The following is a 15,408-nucleotide window of genomic DNA, read 5'->3' as shown; positions in this document are numbered from 1 at the left end:
TGTCCGAACGGCTGTTCAGCGTGGCTCAGGTGTTCTGCACGACGATACTGGGAAACTTCGACGTCATGTCGCGCGCGCGCTCGGCGATGCGAATCGCCACCTTGCGCGCGATCGAGCGATAGATCCCGGCGACGCGGCCTTCCGGGTCGGCCACGACCGTGGGCTTGCCGGAATCCGCCTGCTCGCGGATCGAAATGTCGAGCGGCAGGCTGCCGAGCGCTTCCACGCCGTACTCCTGCGCCATCCGCTCGCCGCCGCCCGCGCCGAAAATATGCTCTTCATGCCCGCAGTTCGAGCAGATATGCATAGCCATGTTCTCGACGATGCCGAGAATCGGAATGCCGACCTTCTCGAACATCTTGAGGCCCTTCTTCGCGTCGAGCAGCGCGATGTCCTGCGGCGTGGTGACGATCACGGCGCCCGTCACGGGCACACGTTGCGACAGCGTGAGCTGGATATCGCCGGTGCCCGGCGGCATGTCGACGATCAGATAGTCGAGGTCGTGCCAGTTGGTCTGCCGCAGCAGTTGTTCGAGCGCCGACGTGGCCATCGGCCCGCGCCACACCATCGGATTGTCCTGCTCGATCAGAAAGCCGATCGAGTTGGCCTGCACGCCGTGGCCGCTCATCGGATTCATCGACTTTTCGTCGGGCGACTCGGGGCGGCCTGTGATGCCCAGCATCATGGGCAGCGACGGGCCGTAAATGTCGGCGTCCAGAATCCCGACCGACGCGCCTTCGCTCGCCAGCGCGAGCGCCAGGTTGACGGCCGTCGTGCTCTTGCCGACCCCGCCCTTGCCCGACGCGACGGCGACGATATTTTTAACGTTCGGCAACAATTTGACGCCACGCTGGACCGTGTGCGCCGCGATCTGCTGGGAAACTGCGATGCTTGCACGGGCCACGCCCGGCACGCCGCGCAGCGCGTCGGCGAACTGCGCGCGGATCGACTCGAACTGTCGCATGGCCGGATAGCCAAGTACCACTTGCACAGCAACCGTGTCACCCTCGACGGTCACGTTTCTGATGTTCTTCGCAGCGGCGTATGGCCGCGCGGTGTTGGGGTCAGTGACGGCCGCAACAGCGGCGTCGACCAAAGCCCGATCGATACTCATTGACACTCCGTGGGGAACGCTCGCGGCGCGGTGGAATCGAAAGCTCGGCCACGCGCCGGAATTTGAAAAAAATTGTTAGACAGCATTGCGTAATCCTGGCGTGCCGGGCACCCTTCGGGCAGGCGGAGCGCCATGGCGCCGCATCGCTGCGAGCTTCAGTCATATTGTAGTGGCTGCCGCCATGCCGTGCCGGAAGACCCTTCTTTGCTGTCAGACCGGGACAGCGAATGAGGTTGCACTATCCTTGAAGTCGGAAGTTCGCCGTATTGCCGTCACGTTCGCCGGCTCGTCCCGGCACCACCGGCTGCGGGTTACTCGCGTTATTCGCATCACTCAAGAGGAATCAAAATGAATGCAAAAATCATGACTCGCCTGGCTGTTTTTGCTGTTGCTGGCTCTTTGCTGGCAGGCTGCGCATCGCAACAGGGCACCAACACGGCAGTCGGCACCGGCGTAGGCGCCGGCACGGGCGCCGCACTGGGCGCGATTTTCGGCGGCGGCAAGGGCGCGGCGATCGGCGCCGGCGTCGGCGCTGCGGTGGGCGGCATTACCGGCTACAACTGGCAGGCGATTCACAACAAACTGTCGGGCGCCACCAAGGGCACCGGCACGCAGATCACGGAGCAGCCGGACGGCTCGCTCAAGCTGAACATTCCGAGTTCGGTCACGTTCGACACCAACAGCTACGCGGTCAAGCCGTCGTTCGCGCCGGTGCTGGACCAGCTGGCGCAAACCATGCAGCAGAATCCGGAGTTGATCGCTCAGGTGGTCGGCCATACGGACAGCACGGGCCAGCCGGCGTATAACCAGACGCTGTCGGTCAATCGCGCGCAAAGCGTAACCGGCTACCTCGCGCAACGCGGCGTCGCGCCGCAGCGCCTGTCGGCACAAGGCATGGGTCAGACCCAGCCGATCGCCGACAACAATACCGAAGCCGGCCGCGCCGCGAACCGTCGCGTGGAAATCTATCTGCGCGCCACGGCTCAGCACGCCACGCAGTAAAGCGCAACAAGGGGCATCGGAGAATGGACACAGCGGCGTCACGGTATGCGGTGACGTCGTAAAAAATGCGGAACAGGAAATCTGCGCGAGAACGAAAAAAATTTCGAACTCTGCGGAAAATCCGCGGTCTGTCTTTACGGTACGTGGCTGGCGATGCCGCCGCGTCACCATTCTCCTCTTGTCGTTGTTGCTCCGGGGTTTAATAGCCCCGGTTTTTTTTGGGCGCTCGGTTTATGTGCGCGCAAGATGCCCGGCAAATCGCACGTCGGTTTCGCTTCAAGTCCTTCCCGTTTCGCTCATCTTCCCGTCGCCCTTTTCCGCTACGTCGTGACTCCGGCAGCGCCACGCGTTTTTCGTGACGGCCACTTCCGGCGACACGCGTCACGCCCGGGCAACCCGCGCCGCGTCGGCGGGCCGCCCTGCTAGAATCAACGTTTCGTCCCACCGCAGGTTCCCCCGATCCATATGTCAGCACCCGCAACCGATCTTTCCGCAGGCGCGCCGTCAGGCCGTCGCCAGATTCTTGTCACGTCGGCTCTTCCGTATGCGAATGGGCAGATTCATATCGGCCATCTGGTCGAATATATCCAGACGGACATCTGGGTCCGGACGTTGCGAATGCACGGCCACGAGGTGTACTACGTGGGCGCCGACGACACGCACGGCACGCCGATCATGCTGCGCGCGGAGAAGGAAGGACTGACGCCGCGGCAGTTGATCGAACGCGTATGGCTGGAGCACAAGCGCGACTTCGACAGCTTCGGCATTTCATTTGACAATTACTATTCCACCGACTCCGAAGAGAACCGCGTTCTCAGCGAAAACGTCTATCTGGCGCTCAAGGAAGCGGGCCTGATCGAGGCGCGCGACATTGAACAGGCGTACGACCCGGTCAAGGAAATGTTCCTGCCCGACCGTTTCATCAAGGGCGAGTGCCCGAAATGCGGCGCGAAAGACCAGTACGGCGACAGTTGCGAAGTGTGCGGTTCGACTTACCAGCCCACGGATCTGATCAACCCGTACTCGGTGGTCTCAGGCGCCACGCCGATTCGTAAGACCTCGACGCACTACTTCTTCCGTCTGTCCGATCCGCGTTGCGAGAATTTCCTGCGCGAGTGGGTCGGCGGTCTCGCGCAACCGGAGGCCACCAACAAGATGCGCGAATGGCTCGGCGAGGCCGGCGAGGCGAAGCTCGCCGACTGGGACATTTCGCGCGACGCGCCCTATTTCGGCTTCGAAATTCCCGGCGCGCCGGGCAAGTACTTCTACGTGTGGCTGGACGCGCCGGTCGGCTACTACGCGAGCTTCAAGAACCTGGCGCAAAAGCGTGGGCTCGATTTCGACGCATGGGTCCGCCCGGGCTCGAAGGCGGAGCAGTACCACTTCATCGGCAAAGACATCCTGTATTTCCACACGCTGTTCTGGCCGGCCATGCTCGAATTCTCGGGCCACCGCACGCCGACCAACGTGTTCGCGCACGGTTTTCTTACCGTGGACGGCGCGAAAATGTCGAAGTCGCGCGGCACGTTCATCACCGCGCAAAGTGTGATCGACACGGGTCTGAATCCGGAATGGCTGCGCTATTACTTCGCGGCCAAGCTCAACAGCACGATGGAAGACCTCGACCTGAATCTCGACGACTTCCAGGCGCGCGTGAACAGCGATCTGGTCGGCAAGTACGTGAATATCGCGAGTCGCGCCGCCGGCTTCCTGATCAAGCGCTTCGACGGCCGCGTGCAGGACAGCGCGATGCAGCATCCGCTGCTCGTGTCGCTGCGCGCCGCCGTGCCGCAGATTGCCGCGAACTACGAGGCGCGCGAATACAACCGTGCGCTGCGTCAGACCATGGACCTGGCCGACACGGTCAACGCGTATGTGGACACCGCCAAGCCGTGGGATCAGGCGAAAGACCCGGCGAACGCGGTTGCGCTGCATGAAACGTGCAGCGTGAGTATCGAGGCGTTCCGCCTGTTGTCGCTCGCGTTAAAGCCGGTGCTGCCAAAGCTGGCGGAAGCGGTCGAAGGTTTCCTCGGCATCGAGCCGCTCGTGTGGGCAGACGCGAACGTGCCGCTCACCGCCGCGCGTCCGATCAACGCATACAAGCATCTGATGACGCGCGTCGATCCGAAGCAGATCGAAGCGCTGCTCGGCGCCAATCGCGATTCGCTGCAAGCCACGCCGGACGCCGCAACCGCCGCCGCAGCGACCTCAGCGGACGCGAAGAACAAGGCCAAGGCTGCCAAAGCGGCCGCCGCGAAAGAAGCGGAAGCGCCAGGCGTCATTTCGATCGACGACTTCGCGAAGATCGATCTGCGTATTGCGAAAATCGTCGACTGCAAGGCGGTCGAGGGGTCGGACAAGCTGCTGCAGCTCACGCTCGACGTGGGTGAAGAGAAAACGCGTAACGTTTTTTCGGGCATCAAGTCGGCGTATCAGCCCGAGCAGCTGATCGGCAAGTTGACCGTCATGGTCGCGAACCTCGCGCCGCGCAAAATGAAGTTCGGCCTGTCCGAAGGCATGGTGCTGGCCGCGTCGGCGACCGACGAGAAAGCCGAACCCGGTCTCTACGTGCTTGAACCGGATAGCGGCGCAAAGCCGGGCATGCGCGTCAAGTAACGCGCACGCCCATGCGGGAAGCGGCACGCTTCAGAAGCGTGCCGTTTTTTTATGCGCGGCGATCAGCACCTGTCATCCGGCTGCCCGGCCAGTTCAGTCCGCCGGCGCGCCGCGTCACCTCACCATCTGATCCGGTCGAAGCGCCGCGTGTACAGCAGATCGATGCCGTCGAACGTTCCGCCGTACAGCGCGACCGACCAGTAGCGCGTCAGGTTGATCGTCGCCTTGATCGCGTTGCTCGCGGATTGCAAACCCTGTTCGTAGCCGATTACGAGCCACTCGTTGATTGCCTTCGACACCATCACTACCTGCGGATCGGTCAGCCCGACTTCGCTTCGGCCAACCGAAAACTCGTCGAGCCCGAAAGTCTGCGCGATCCGCTTGCCGCTCGCGCTGCCCAGCAGCGCGAGCGCGGTCGTCATGGTGCTTTGCTGGCCGAGGTTATTGCCCTGATCGGTGCCGTGGCCGAACAGCAGCCACGACAGTTTTTCGTTATCCGGCACGTTCGGCTCGGACACGAGCTTGGCCGTGGGGAACTGCACAGTGCCCGTGACCTGCACGCCCGCTTCGACCTGCTGGTTGCGCCGCATCGCCAGAATGTTGATGCCGGGATTCGCCACCGGACCATTGAACGTGAAAAAGCCGTTCTCGATGTTCAGCTTGCGGCCGAACGCGGTGTAGGTCGATCCCTGCGTCACCCGCACGTTGCCGACCGCGCGCAGCGGCAGGTTCGGCGCGCTCAGCGCGGTGACCGTGCCGGTCAGGCCGAGATCGGCGCCCGATCCGCGAAAACGGAAGTTGTCGCCCAGACTGATGTCGATGTTGGCGCGCGGCGCAAAAGGCCCGATCGGCTTGTTGCTGCCTGGCACCGGCCGCGGCCGTTCGCCCGCCACCGTGCCGTCGGGGCGCACCACCACGACGTCGTCGCCGAGTTTGGGCGCAGACTGCTCGGGCATGTCGAACAGCGCATGGTCGACGGCAAATTTGCCGTTGATCGCCATGCCGCCCTGCGCGCCGGCATTGGCGACGCTCGCGCTGCCCGACAGCGACAGGTTGCGGTCCGGTGCCGCGAACAGTTCGAGCTTGTCCGCGACAATGCTTGCGGTCAGATCCGGCTCGGCGCCATCCAGGCGCACACGGCCGGTGGCGCGCAGCGTGCCGCTCGCGCCATGGAACTCGACCTGCTGGAAGTCCACCAGATTCTGCGACAACAGGATGCGCACCACTCCGTCCTTTAACTGCACGCCCTGGTCGACCAGTGTGGCGGAGAGCCCGTCGCCCAGTAGCGATCCCGTCAGGTTCGGCCTCGCGACCGTGCCGCCGAGCGCGAGCTTCAGCGCGAGATGGCCGTCGAGCAGATAGCTCGGGCCGAACAGACCGCCGGTCGTTTTGAGCGACGGCACGTTCGCATTCACACTGCCCGTGAGCGCGCCTTCCTCGCTGACCGTCAGGAGTCCGTCGCGCATGACGAGACTGGTGTGCGCGTCGGCGTCGATCACGCCGATCCGGCTTGCCTGCGCATGCACGGTCGCATTGAGCCGATTGCCGCCCGAGAATTCCGCGCGCGCGGTGATGTCCGTGATGCCCAACGACGTCAGTCCGCGGCCGATTTCCACCGTGACGTCGCCCCCTCGCCGCTTCAGCTGGATGTGACCGCTCGCCGTGTTGCCGAGCGTAAAGTCCCAGTCGCCGTCGAACACGAGATCGGTCTTTACCACTGGCGGTTCGCCGGTAATCTCGCGTTTCAAGTCCTGCAGCCGCGCGACCGAGATGTCGGTCAACGTGCCGGCCGACTGGATCTTCCCGTGATCGAAAGCGAAAGATTTCAGACTCAGCACCGCGCCTTCGAGCGTAACGCGCGTTGCCCCGAGCGTCAGCCTGCCCGGACCGGCGCTGACGGCGACCGGCGATTCGAGATTCAGCGCCGGTGTGCCGCGATTCGCAAGACGCGTGACGCTGCCGTCCCAGCGGGTGCCGTCGCGCGCCTCGGTCAGCTTGCCGTTGGCGGCGAGCGTCAGATCGAGCGGGCGGTCCTGCAGCTTGCCGGTGGCCGCGGCCTCGAGCGTGTGATTCGCGCGCGTGCCGGACAGACGCGCGGTGAGCGTTGTCAGATCCACGCCGCCCGCGCTCAGGTTGCGCGCGTCGGTCGTAAAGACGAGCGCGCCGTTCGCACCGTCGCGCAATTCGGCATGGCCTTCCGCATGACCGATCCGGTTGCTGCTGAATACGACGCTGTCGGCCTTGTAGTTCAGCGTGATGTTCGGATGCGCAAACGAGCCGGTCACATCCCCGTCGGCATCGATAAGGCCCGCCAGACCGAAGCCGAGGCGATCCAGTTGCGGCGCGTCGACCTTGAAGCGCAGCCGGTCGCCACGCGCACCGAAGCTGCCTTGAAGATCGACTGCGTTGCCCGCGACCGAAATATTGGCGCGGCTTGGCAGAATGCGCGAGCCGGCCAGTTGGACCGTGCCGCCGCCAGTCAGCGGAAGGCCGTCGTAGACGCTCGGACCCAGTTTGAATTCCGCCTTGGTGGTAAAGACCGGCGCGATCATGCCGGACGCGGTGAGTGTGCCGTTCACGCGCGCTTCGATTTTTCGCACGGGCGCGCGGCCCCGCTCTGGCGGCGGCGTTTTACGCTGGACGACTTCGGTTCTCACGACCGCCTTCGCCGTGTTCGTGGCGACAGCGGCCGCCTTGTCGCCCGGTGCAGCGCTTTTTGCGCCGGCCGTGAGGTCGGATCCAGAAGCGAGCGGGGTGTCCGCAGTGCGCGACGCTTGCGCCGCGGCTCCGCTTGCGGCGCTGCGGGTGCGAGCAGTGCCCGCGCTGGCGGTCCTGCCCGTTCCGGCCGGCCTGCCCGTTTTGTTCGCGGCCGCAGCCTCGCGCGTATTGCCTTTCGCTTTCTCGGACGTCGCGGTCGATCCGGCCGCCGGCGTGCGCGCCGGCATCTGCGAGGCCAGCGTCAGCGGGTCGAAATCGGTGAGTTGCGCCTTCAGGTTGTAGCTGGAGTTCGCGTCGTGCTTGAGCGCGCCGGACAGGTCGATGCGGCCTTTGCCCGACGTGATGCGCACGTCGTTGAAACTGATGCGCGCCGGGTCGAGCGTGATCTTGCCTTGCGCGCGCAACGCCGCTTTCGGATCGGCCAGATCGAGCGTGATGCTTTGCACGTCGTCGTTCAGACGAATGCCGATCGGTCCGGATAGTTGCGTCGGCAGCACCGTTGCCTGCAGCGCATTCAGGTCGAGGCCGGCCACATGCAGATCGAATTGACCGCGCTTGCCGGCGAGCGCGCCGCCGCCCGTCAGCGTGGCGTGTTTGACGAGCCGCACGTTCAGATTCGCGATCCGTTGTGCCTGCGCGTCGAGGCGCACGTCGGCATTGGCGTCGATGAGCGGCAACAGATGCTCGTCGATTGCGCCGGGTTTCGCGTTCACAATCGAGATATGGCCGGTGACGGCGAAAGCGGCGGCGGATGGTTGTTCATGCTTGCCGACGGGAGCCGCTTTGGCTGGGCCCGGCACACCCTGTCTTGCCGGCTGCTCTGCGGTTTGCCGACCGGGTGCCGCTACAGGTTGTCCTTCCTGTTGTCCTTCCTGTTGTCCTTCCTGTTGCCCTTCTGGTCGTGCGTCCGGTTGTCCCTCGGGCCGCCCGTCATGTGGCCCGTCATGTGGCCCGGCAGGTGGCGCGACCGGCTGCAACTCCGCCCGCACCGCGAGATCCGCCAATGGCGCGCCGGGCGCAAATGCCTGCGGATTGACGTGATCGAACGTCAGCGTCGCGCGTTGCAAAGGCACCTCGCCGAACGGCGTCGCTTCAATCCGCGCGTGGCCCGCGAGCTTCATGCCAGTCGCGTCGAGCTCGGCGATCAGATTTTCGAGCGACCCGCTGAGATGACCGGCCACCTGCACCGCTTCCTCGTTCACCTTGCCTGAATAGCCGACGTCGCCCGTCAGCGCAAAGGGCCGCACGCCGTCCAGCTTCGCCGACGCCGTCACCGCGCCGAACGGCGTATCCAGCCGCTCGACCGCCGCCTCGTGATGCCGCCCGTCACTGCGCCCGTGGAACATGAAGCGCGACAGTTCGGTCGTCGACGTGCCCTGATGCAGCAGCAGCCTGTCGACCTGGACGTCGCGCACGTCGAGCTGCATCGGCAAGCGCAACTCCTGCGGGAGTTTCATCGGCCCGCTGCTGCTCGACGACGCGCCGATCCGCGCGTCGATCGTCCCGACATGCAGATAGTCGATCGTGAAGCGCCACGGCTGGCGAGCGAGCGACCAGTGTCCGGCGACGCGATCCACCTGGATATCCGTGCCGCTGCCGTCGAGACTGCGCCAGCGCACCTGCCGCAATTGCACGCCGCTCGCGAGCGCCCCGCCTTCGAGTGTGCCGCTTAGCTTGCCGCCGAGCAGTTTGACCGCCGCCTGCCACGCGTAAGCAGTGCCGCGCTCGGTCGTGAGCGCGCCGTACAGCAAACCGGCCGCCAGCGCGATCAACAGCACGAGCACCGCGAGCAGCCAGGCGAGCGTTTTCAGCAACAACCGGCCGCGCGGGCGGCGCGGCGGCGGCACGCCGGGCGGCTGCGGACCCGCGGGCGGTCCCGGCGGCTCGCCCGCCGAACCAGGCGAACCGGGCGGCACACCGCTGGGCAAGCCCGACCCCAATCCGGGCGCGTATCCGTGCGGATCAGCGCCGGAGGGCGGTGCGGGGGGTTGAGCGGAAGCGTCCGTGGTCATGCGGAAATCATGTGAATGCGGGTTGTCATCAGAAGGCGATGCCCAACGTCAGATACGGCCGAACGCTGCGGTTGCGAATGCCGTAGGCGAGGTCGACATTGACAGGCCCCACCGGGCTGCGCCAACGCGCACCTACCCCCACGCCGGGATAAAAGACTTTCTCGCCCCACGTGTCCGTCGCGGTGCCGACGTCGAAAAACGCGGCCGCGCCCCAGTCGTGCGTGAACCAGTGCTGGTATTCCGCGGCGGCCGTGACGAGGTATTTGGTCGGCAGCACCGAGCCGTCGACGTCGTTACCGATGCTCTGGTAACCATAGCCGCGCACCGAGTTCGAGCCGCCGGCGCGAAACAGCAGCGACGCCGGAATACCACTCGAACTGCCGCTCGTGAACACGCCGCCCAGTTCCGCGCGAAACAGCATCAGATCTTCCTTGCCGATCGGCAGATACTGCTGGCCGCGCGCATAGCCGCGAATGAAGGTCTGGTCGGTCAGCGCCCCTTTCACCGCGAAGCCGGCCTCGACGTGGAGCAGATTGCCGCTGCGCGGGAACAACGGGTCGTCGGTATTGCGCCGGGTCCATGACCATGACGGCACGAGCGCGCGGCTCGTGGTCGGCGCGATCGCGTTCTGGTCGAGCCGGTCCTGGTAGTACAGGATCGAATAGTTGTAGTCGATGAACTGCGACGTGCGCGCCCGCTGCACGCCAGCGCGAATACTGTAGATGCGCGTGTCGGACACGTCGGTAGTCGTATAGGACGCGAGCACGCTGTTGGTCCACGCACGCGGGCCGGGCGGCATGGACAGCTGAACCTGGCCATATTGCTGGATCTGGTCGACGCGGCCTTCGATCGTAAACGGCCACGCCTTGCCGAAGGTGTCGAGATACGAATACGCGCCTTGCACGAGCGGGCCGTTATCCGTGGAATAGCCGACGCCGCCGCGAATGCTGTGGTATGGATACTCCGACACTTTCACATGCACGGGCGTGTCGAGCGGTTTGGCGGGATCGCTGTCCACGTCGATCGCCACACTCGCGTAGTAGGGCGTGTTCTGCAACTGCCGCTGCAATTCGGTGATGCGCTGCACGTCGTAGATATCGCCGACGGCAAGCGGATTCACATTGTCGACGATACGCTCGGGGTAGCGCCGGGTGCCCGACACGTCCAGCTTGCCCATCGTGAAGGTGGGTCCGCTTTCGTAGGTCACGGCGAGTGTCGCCTCGTGCGTACGCGGATCGACGCGCGCCTCGGAGTGATAGATTTTCGCGCCGAGATACCGGCGCGACTGCAATGCCTTGAGCGACGCATTCTTCGCGTCGTCCCAGTCGCCTTGCGAAAAAGCATCGCCTTCATGCAGCGAAAACGCGAACCGTGCGGCATTTTCCTGCTCCGGGTCTTCGGTCAGCACCGGGCCGCGAAACGAGATCGACACCGAACTGATATGCGTTTGCGGACCCGGGTCGACGCTCACGGTGATCCGTTTGCCGTCGTCGAGGGTGCGCACGTCGGTTCGCACGACCGGCGTGAAATAGCCTTGTGTGGCCGCCAGATCACGCACCTGTTGCGGGGTGGCCGTGATGAGGAATTCGAATTGATCGTCGCTGATGTCGGGACGTTTGGCAAAGCGCGCGATGTCGAGATGCTGTTCGAGCAGCCTGCGCAGCGAACGCGGCGTGGCTTCGATATCGACCTTATACGACCCCTTCGCGCGCGCGGCGTGCGCGTCTACCGTGACGAGCGCGAGCACGCTGAACACGCACGCAAGCCAGCCACGCAACAGCACGGCGGCAAACCGTGCGCCGCGCCTGGCATGCCGGGCTTTCACCTCGTTTTCGCGACGGCGCATGTGCAACCGCTCGTTTGCCCACCCTGCCAAACACGACCTCCGGCTTACATTTAACAGTTGTTCGAGAATGCTGACGCCCGGTTGCTGATGGCCGGCGAAGCCGCCCGCTATTTGACCACATTGGCGCGACCGCGCCATTTCCGGCGCTACCGGATTTTTCTGAAGAGCCAGCGGGAACCGGTCAAACCATGAAGCCGCCTGGTTCCGCGCCGCACCGGATGCGTGCCCCAGCTTGGATATTCCGATCAGACCGACTGGATCAGATCGACCCGGTCGGACGCACTCGGTCGGACGGACTCGGTCGGATAGACCCGGTCGGACGGACCCGGTCGGCTCTACCCGGTCGGACGGACCCGGCCGGACGGACCCGGCCGGACGGACCCGGCCGGACGGACTAGGTCGGCAAGACGCGCCCGCTTTGGACGCGGTCGTTCCATGAAATGTTCCTCGAAACCGTCCCGGCGACATTTTTTGCCACGCGCGCTGGCCGAGCGTTTTGAAATGCGGCGGCCCGAGTCCCACTCAACTCTCTCAAAAATAAGACTGCTCCTACAGGCAACGCAGGGCGGTTCTTCGACAATGGTCGTCAGCCGGTCGCACAGACCTTGGCCGCGCGCAAGCTTCACGGCGTTGCGGCTCGCCGCCTCCCTTTCGGTGACGGTCTGCAACGCAGGCACGCATGCCGTCCGGCCAGACGCTTGTTTAGCACCGACGCGCATCTGGCCGGACGCCGGCGCTCACCCTCGACCCCAACCATGAGCACACCTTTTTCACTCGATCGGCTCGAATCGCTCGTCCAGTCCCGCGACTACGACGCGGCCCATGCAGAAGTCGTGAGCCTGCTCGATACGTTGATCGACCGGCGCGGCACGTTGCCTGACGACAAGCTCGCCCGCATCGCGCCGAACGAGCCGGCGGACGCGCAATCGCAGCAAACGCTGCAACGCATCGCCGATGCGCTAACCACGCTGCTGTCCGATGCGCGTTTCCAGCTTTCGGACAAACAGTTCGCCCAGCTTTTCTGGGGCCGTCCGTGGATCAACATGCTGTTTGCCGTGACGACGTATGGCAATACGGACCATATCGTGCGAGCGCTGCTCGCCCAGACGTCCGCTTCCGACGACCTGGCCGCGCGAAACGCGCTCACCCGCAAGCAACTGGCGCTGTACACCGCGGAATCGCTGCTGGAAATCGATCTGGTCGCGCTGGCCGAAAACGAGCCCGTACTCGCGGCCAGCCTCGGCGTGTCGATGCTCGGCGCAGCGGTCGTCATCTCGCCGGCGGCGCACGCCAAGCGCGAGCGGATGATCGAATGGCTGCCCGCCGTGCTCGACACGATCGACGATCTGGACGACCTGCCTAACTCGGCCGTGTGCGCCGCCTACATGCATTGCAGCTATTCGCTTCTGCCGCAGCGGCATGCGATCAAGCGCAGCATCAACCGGCTGGTGCGCAACAAGCTCCAGACGCTCGGCCTGCTCGATTGGGAACTGAAGGCCCTGAGTGCCCCGGTGCGCGACGTCGCCGACACCCGCAAGCCGGTGATGCTCGTAGTGCTCGAATGGTTTACCGGCGGCCACTCGATTTACCGCACGCATTCGCGCACGATGCTTGCCGCGCGCGAGCATTTCGAAGTCGTGGCGTTCGGCGAAGCGCAGCACGTGGACGAGGCGGGGCGCGCCACCTTTGACCGGTTCATCCCGTTCGAGTATCCGGAATACATCGGCGATTGCGTCCGTCAACTGCAGGCATTCGTCGATGAACATCGTCCGCAAGTGCTGTATATGCCGAGCGTCGGCATGTTCGCGCATACCGTGTTCGCGTCCAATGTGCGCTTTGCGCCGCTACAGATCGCCGGGCTCGGGCACCCGGCGACCATGCACGCCACGCAGATGGATTACGTGAGCGTCGAGGAAGATTTCGTCGGCGACCCCGGCTGTTTCAGCGAGAAGCTGCTGCGTTTGCCGAAGGACGGCCAGCCCTACCGGCCCTCGAAGCTATTCGACGCCGTCACGCCCGCCATCGCGCCGCCTGGCGACTACATCAACATTGCGGTAACCGCTAGCGCGATGAAGATCAATCCGCGGTTTCTGCAAGCCTGCCGCGCGATCATCGAGTCGGCCGGCATTCCGGTGCGGCTGCATTTCATGACCGCGTGGAGCGAGGGGGTCGATCTGGCGTATGTCCGCAAATCGATTCTCGCGGCGTTGCCGGAAGAACGTACGTGGGTCTACGGGTCGATCAACTATCCGCGGTACCTGAAAATTCTCAATACGATGGATATGTTCCTGAGTCCGTTCCCGTTCGGCAATACGAACGGCATCGTCGATTCGCTGACGCTGGGACTGCCCGGCGTCAACCTGTGCGGCGCCGAAGTGTTCGAGCATATCGACAGCGGGCTGTTTGCGCGCGCCGGACTGCCCGGTTGGCTAACCACATCGAGCGTGGACGAATACGTGCGCGCCGCGGTACGGCTTGCCAATCAGCACGACGAGCGCGAAGCGCTGCGCCAGCGGCTGATCGACGAACAAGCGGTCGAGCGGCTTTTCGAGGGGCGTCCAGAAGCATTCGGCGAAGCCGTACTGACACTGCTGTCCCAGACGGCCGGAAAGACAGCGTCCAATCCTTGAGATCCGGCGGGAAGAGGCTCATGCAACCGGGAGACAACGCCCGAAACCGTTGCGCAAGCGCCGGATGCCCGCCACGTCTTCGCCGCATTCCACCGACGTCAGCGCGCCGCCGTGCTCGTTGTTCGACCGCGCGCGGCACATGCGGTAAAATTACTGGATAGCGTGCGGCGTCGGCGGATCGACGTGCGGCGCCCGCCATTCCACTCATCACGGACGTCTAGCCATGTATCAATCGGACATTACACAGTTCCTGAACCTGCTCAAGGAGCAGAAACCCAATCTGGAAGCTGAGCAGCGCCGTGGCCGTGCGCTGTTGTGGGACAAGCAGCCGATCGACCTGGAGGAGCGCGCGGAGCAGAAAGCGTCGCGCGTAGAACAGACGCCTTACTCGTACTACCAGAACTTCTAAGCGCGTGAGCCACGCCGACGAGGTACACGGCCCGCAGCCGGCACCCGCCGACGCGGCGCTCGCCGCGCCCACTACCGATTCGACACCGGATACCGTCGACGGCATTGCATTCGCTCGCCTTTACGGCGAGCCGCTCTTCAGGCTGCCGACGGATCTGTACATTCCGCCGGACGCGCTCGAAGTCTTCCTCGAAACATTCGAAGGACCGCTGGATCTGCTGCTGTATCTGATCCGCAAGCAAAACTTCAACGTGCTCGACATCCCGATGGCGGATGTCACCGTCCAGTATCTCGGCTATGTCGAGCAACTGCGCCAGACCAATCTCGAACTCGCGTCCGAATATCTGCTGATGGCGGCGATGCTGATCGAGATCAAGTCGCGCATGCTGTTGCCGGTCAAGAAGGCCGATAGCGGCGAAGAAGCCGAAGACCCGCGCGCGGAACTCGTGCGGCGGCTGCTCGAATACGAGCAGATGAAGCTTGCCGCGCAACGCATCGACCAGTTGCCGCAACTTGGCCGCGACTTCCTGCGCGCCGAGGTGTACATCGAGCAAAGCATCACGCCGCGCTTTCCCGACGTGAACAGCGAAGACCTGCGCGCAGCGTGGGCGGACGTGATCAAGCGCGCGAAGCTGGTTCAGCACCACAAGATTTCACGCGAAGAACTGTCGGTGCGCGAGCACATGAGCACGATCCTGCGGCAGTTGCAGAACGCGCGCTTCATGGAATTCTCCGACCTCTTCGACACCACCAAGGGCGTGCCGGTCGTGGTGGTGAATTTCATCGCGGTGCTCGAATTGTGCCGCGAATCGCTGGTGGAAATTACCCAGGCGGAGCCGTTCGCGCCGATCTATGTGCGCCTCGCGTATCTGCCGGCCTGACGCCCTCTTACAGGGTTCGATCCCGCTGCGCGGGCGCAGGTGCCTCTATTCGGTGCGTCCCGCTCACAAATCCACTACAATCCCGCGCTCCGAACCTGTCATCATCAATGTGGCCGCCAAGCGCGCGCTGCGCTGACGGCGGGCGCCAACCGAGTCTCGCGCCGCGCGAGCAAATCCCTGT

8 protein-coding genes are annotated in these 15,408 nt (G+C 64.3%); 5 read left to right on the top strand and 3 right to left on the bottom strand.

Annotation, left to right across the window (positions count from 1 at the left end; genetic code table 11):
- Window positions 1–25: 25 nt before the first annotated feature.
- Entirely contained in the window at window positions 26–1,114 is a 1,089-nt protein-coding gene (gene apbC, locus AAGS40_RS03530) for an iron-sulfur cluster carrier protein ApbC (protein ID WP_345813195.1), read from the bottom strand.
- Window positions 1,115–1,462: 348 nt separating this feature from the next.
- Between apbC and AAGS40_RS03525 the strand changes: the two genes are divergently transcribed.
- Window positions 1,463–2,116, top strand: a complete 654-nt coding sequence (locus AAGS40_RS03525; protein ID WP_345813194.1) for an OmpA family protein — start codon at window positions 1,463–1,465, stop codon at window positions 2,114–2,116.
- A 465-nt stretch (window positions 2,117–2,581) separates the two neighbouring features.
- Window positions 2,582–4,732 (top strand): methionine--tRNA ligase, encoded by a 2,151-nt coding sequence (gene metG, locus AAGS40_RS03520; RefSeq protein WP_345813193.1) that lies wholly within the window; start codon window positions 2,582–2,584, stop codon window positions 4,730–4,732.
- Between the two features lie 119 nt (window positions 4,733–4,851).
- Here the strand turns inward: metG and AAGS40_RS03515 are convergent, their stop codons facing one another.
- Together AAGS40_RS03515 and AAGS40_RS03510 are read right to left on the bottom strand one after the other, a co-directional pair.
- Window positions 4,852–9,462 (bottom strand): translocation/assembly module TamB domain-containing protein, encoded by a 4,611-nt coding sequence (locus AAGS40_RS03515; protein ID WP_345813191.1) that lies wholly within the window; start codon window positions 9,460–9,462, stop codon window positions 4,852–4,854.
- A 28-nt stretch (window positions 9,463–9,490) separates the two neighbouring features.
- Window positions 9,491–11,308 (bottom strand): autotransporter assembly complex family protein, encoded by a 1,818-nt coding sequence (locus AAGS40_RS03510; protein ID WP_345813190.1) that lies wholly within the window; start codon window positions 11,306–11,308, stop codon window positions 9,491–9,493.
- A gap of 755 nt (window positions 11,309–12,063) precedes the next feature.
- Here AAGS40_RS03510 and AAGS40_RS03505 point away from each other — a divergent pair.
- The 3 genes from AAGS40_RS03505 to AAGS40_RS03495 all read left to right on the top strand — a co-directional run bounded on the left by AAGS40_RS03505 (window position 12,064) and on the right by AAGS40_RS03495 (window position 15,227).
- Window positions 12,064–13,938, top strand: a complete 1,875-nt coding sequence (locus tag AAGS40_RS03505) for an adhesin (protein WP_345813189.1) — start codon at window positions 12,064–12,066, stop codon at window positions 13,936–13,938.
- Between the two features lie 223 nt (window positions 13,939–14,161).
- Complete coding sequence (locus AAGS40_RS03500; protein WP_345813188.1) at window positions 14,162–14,347, top strand: DUF3460 family protein; 186 nt, start codon at window positions 14,162–14,164, stop codon at window positions 14,345–14,347.
- 4 nt (window positions 14,348–14,351) lie between these two features.
- Window positions 14,352–15,227: a ScpA family protein gene (locus AAGS40_RS03495; RefSeq protein ID WP_345813187.1), complete on the top strand. Its 876-nt coding sequence runs from the start codon at window positions 14,352–14,354 to the stop codon at window positions 15,225–15,227.
- Window positions 15,228–15,408: the final 181 nt, after the last annotated feature.

The sequence above is a fragment of the Paraburkholderia sp. PREW-6R genome (assembly GCF_039621805.1).
Classification (GTDB): domain Bacteria; phylum Pseudomonadota; class Gammaproteobacteria; order Burkholderiales; family Burkholderiaceae; genus Paraburkholderia.
The sequence above is the reverse complement of the archived record's forward strand: the minus strand, read 5'-3'. Positions and strand labels throughout refer to the sequence as shown.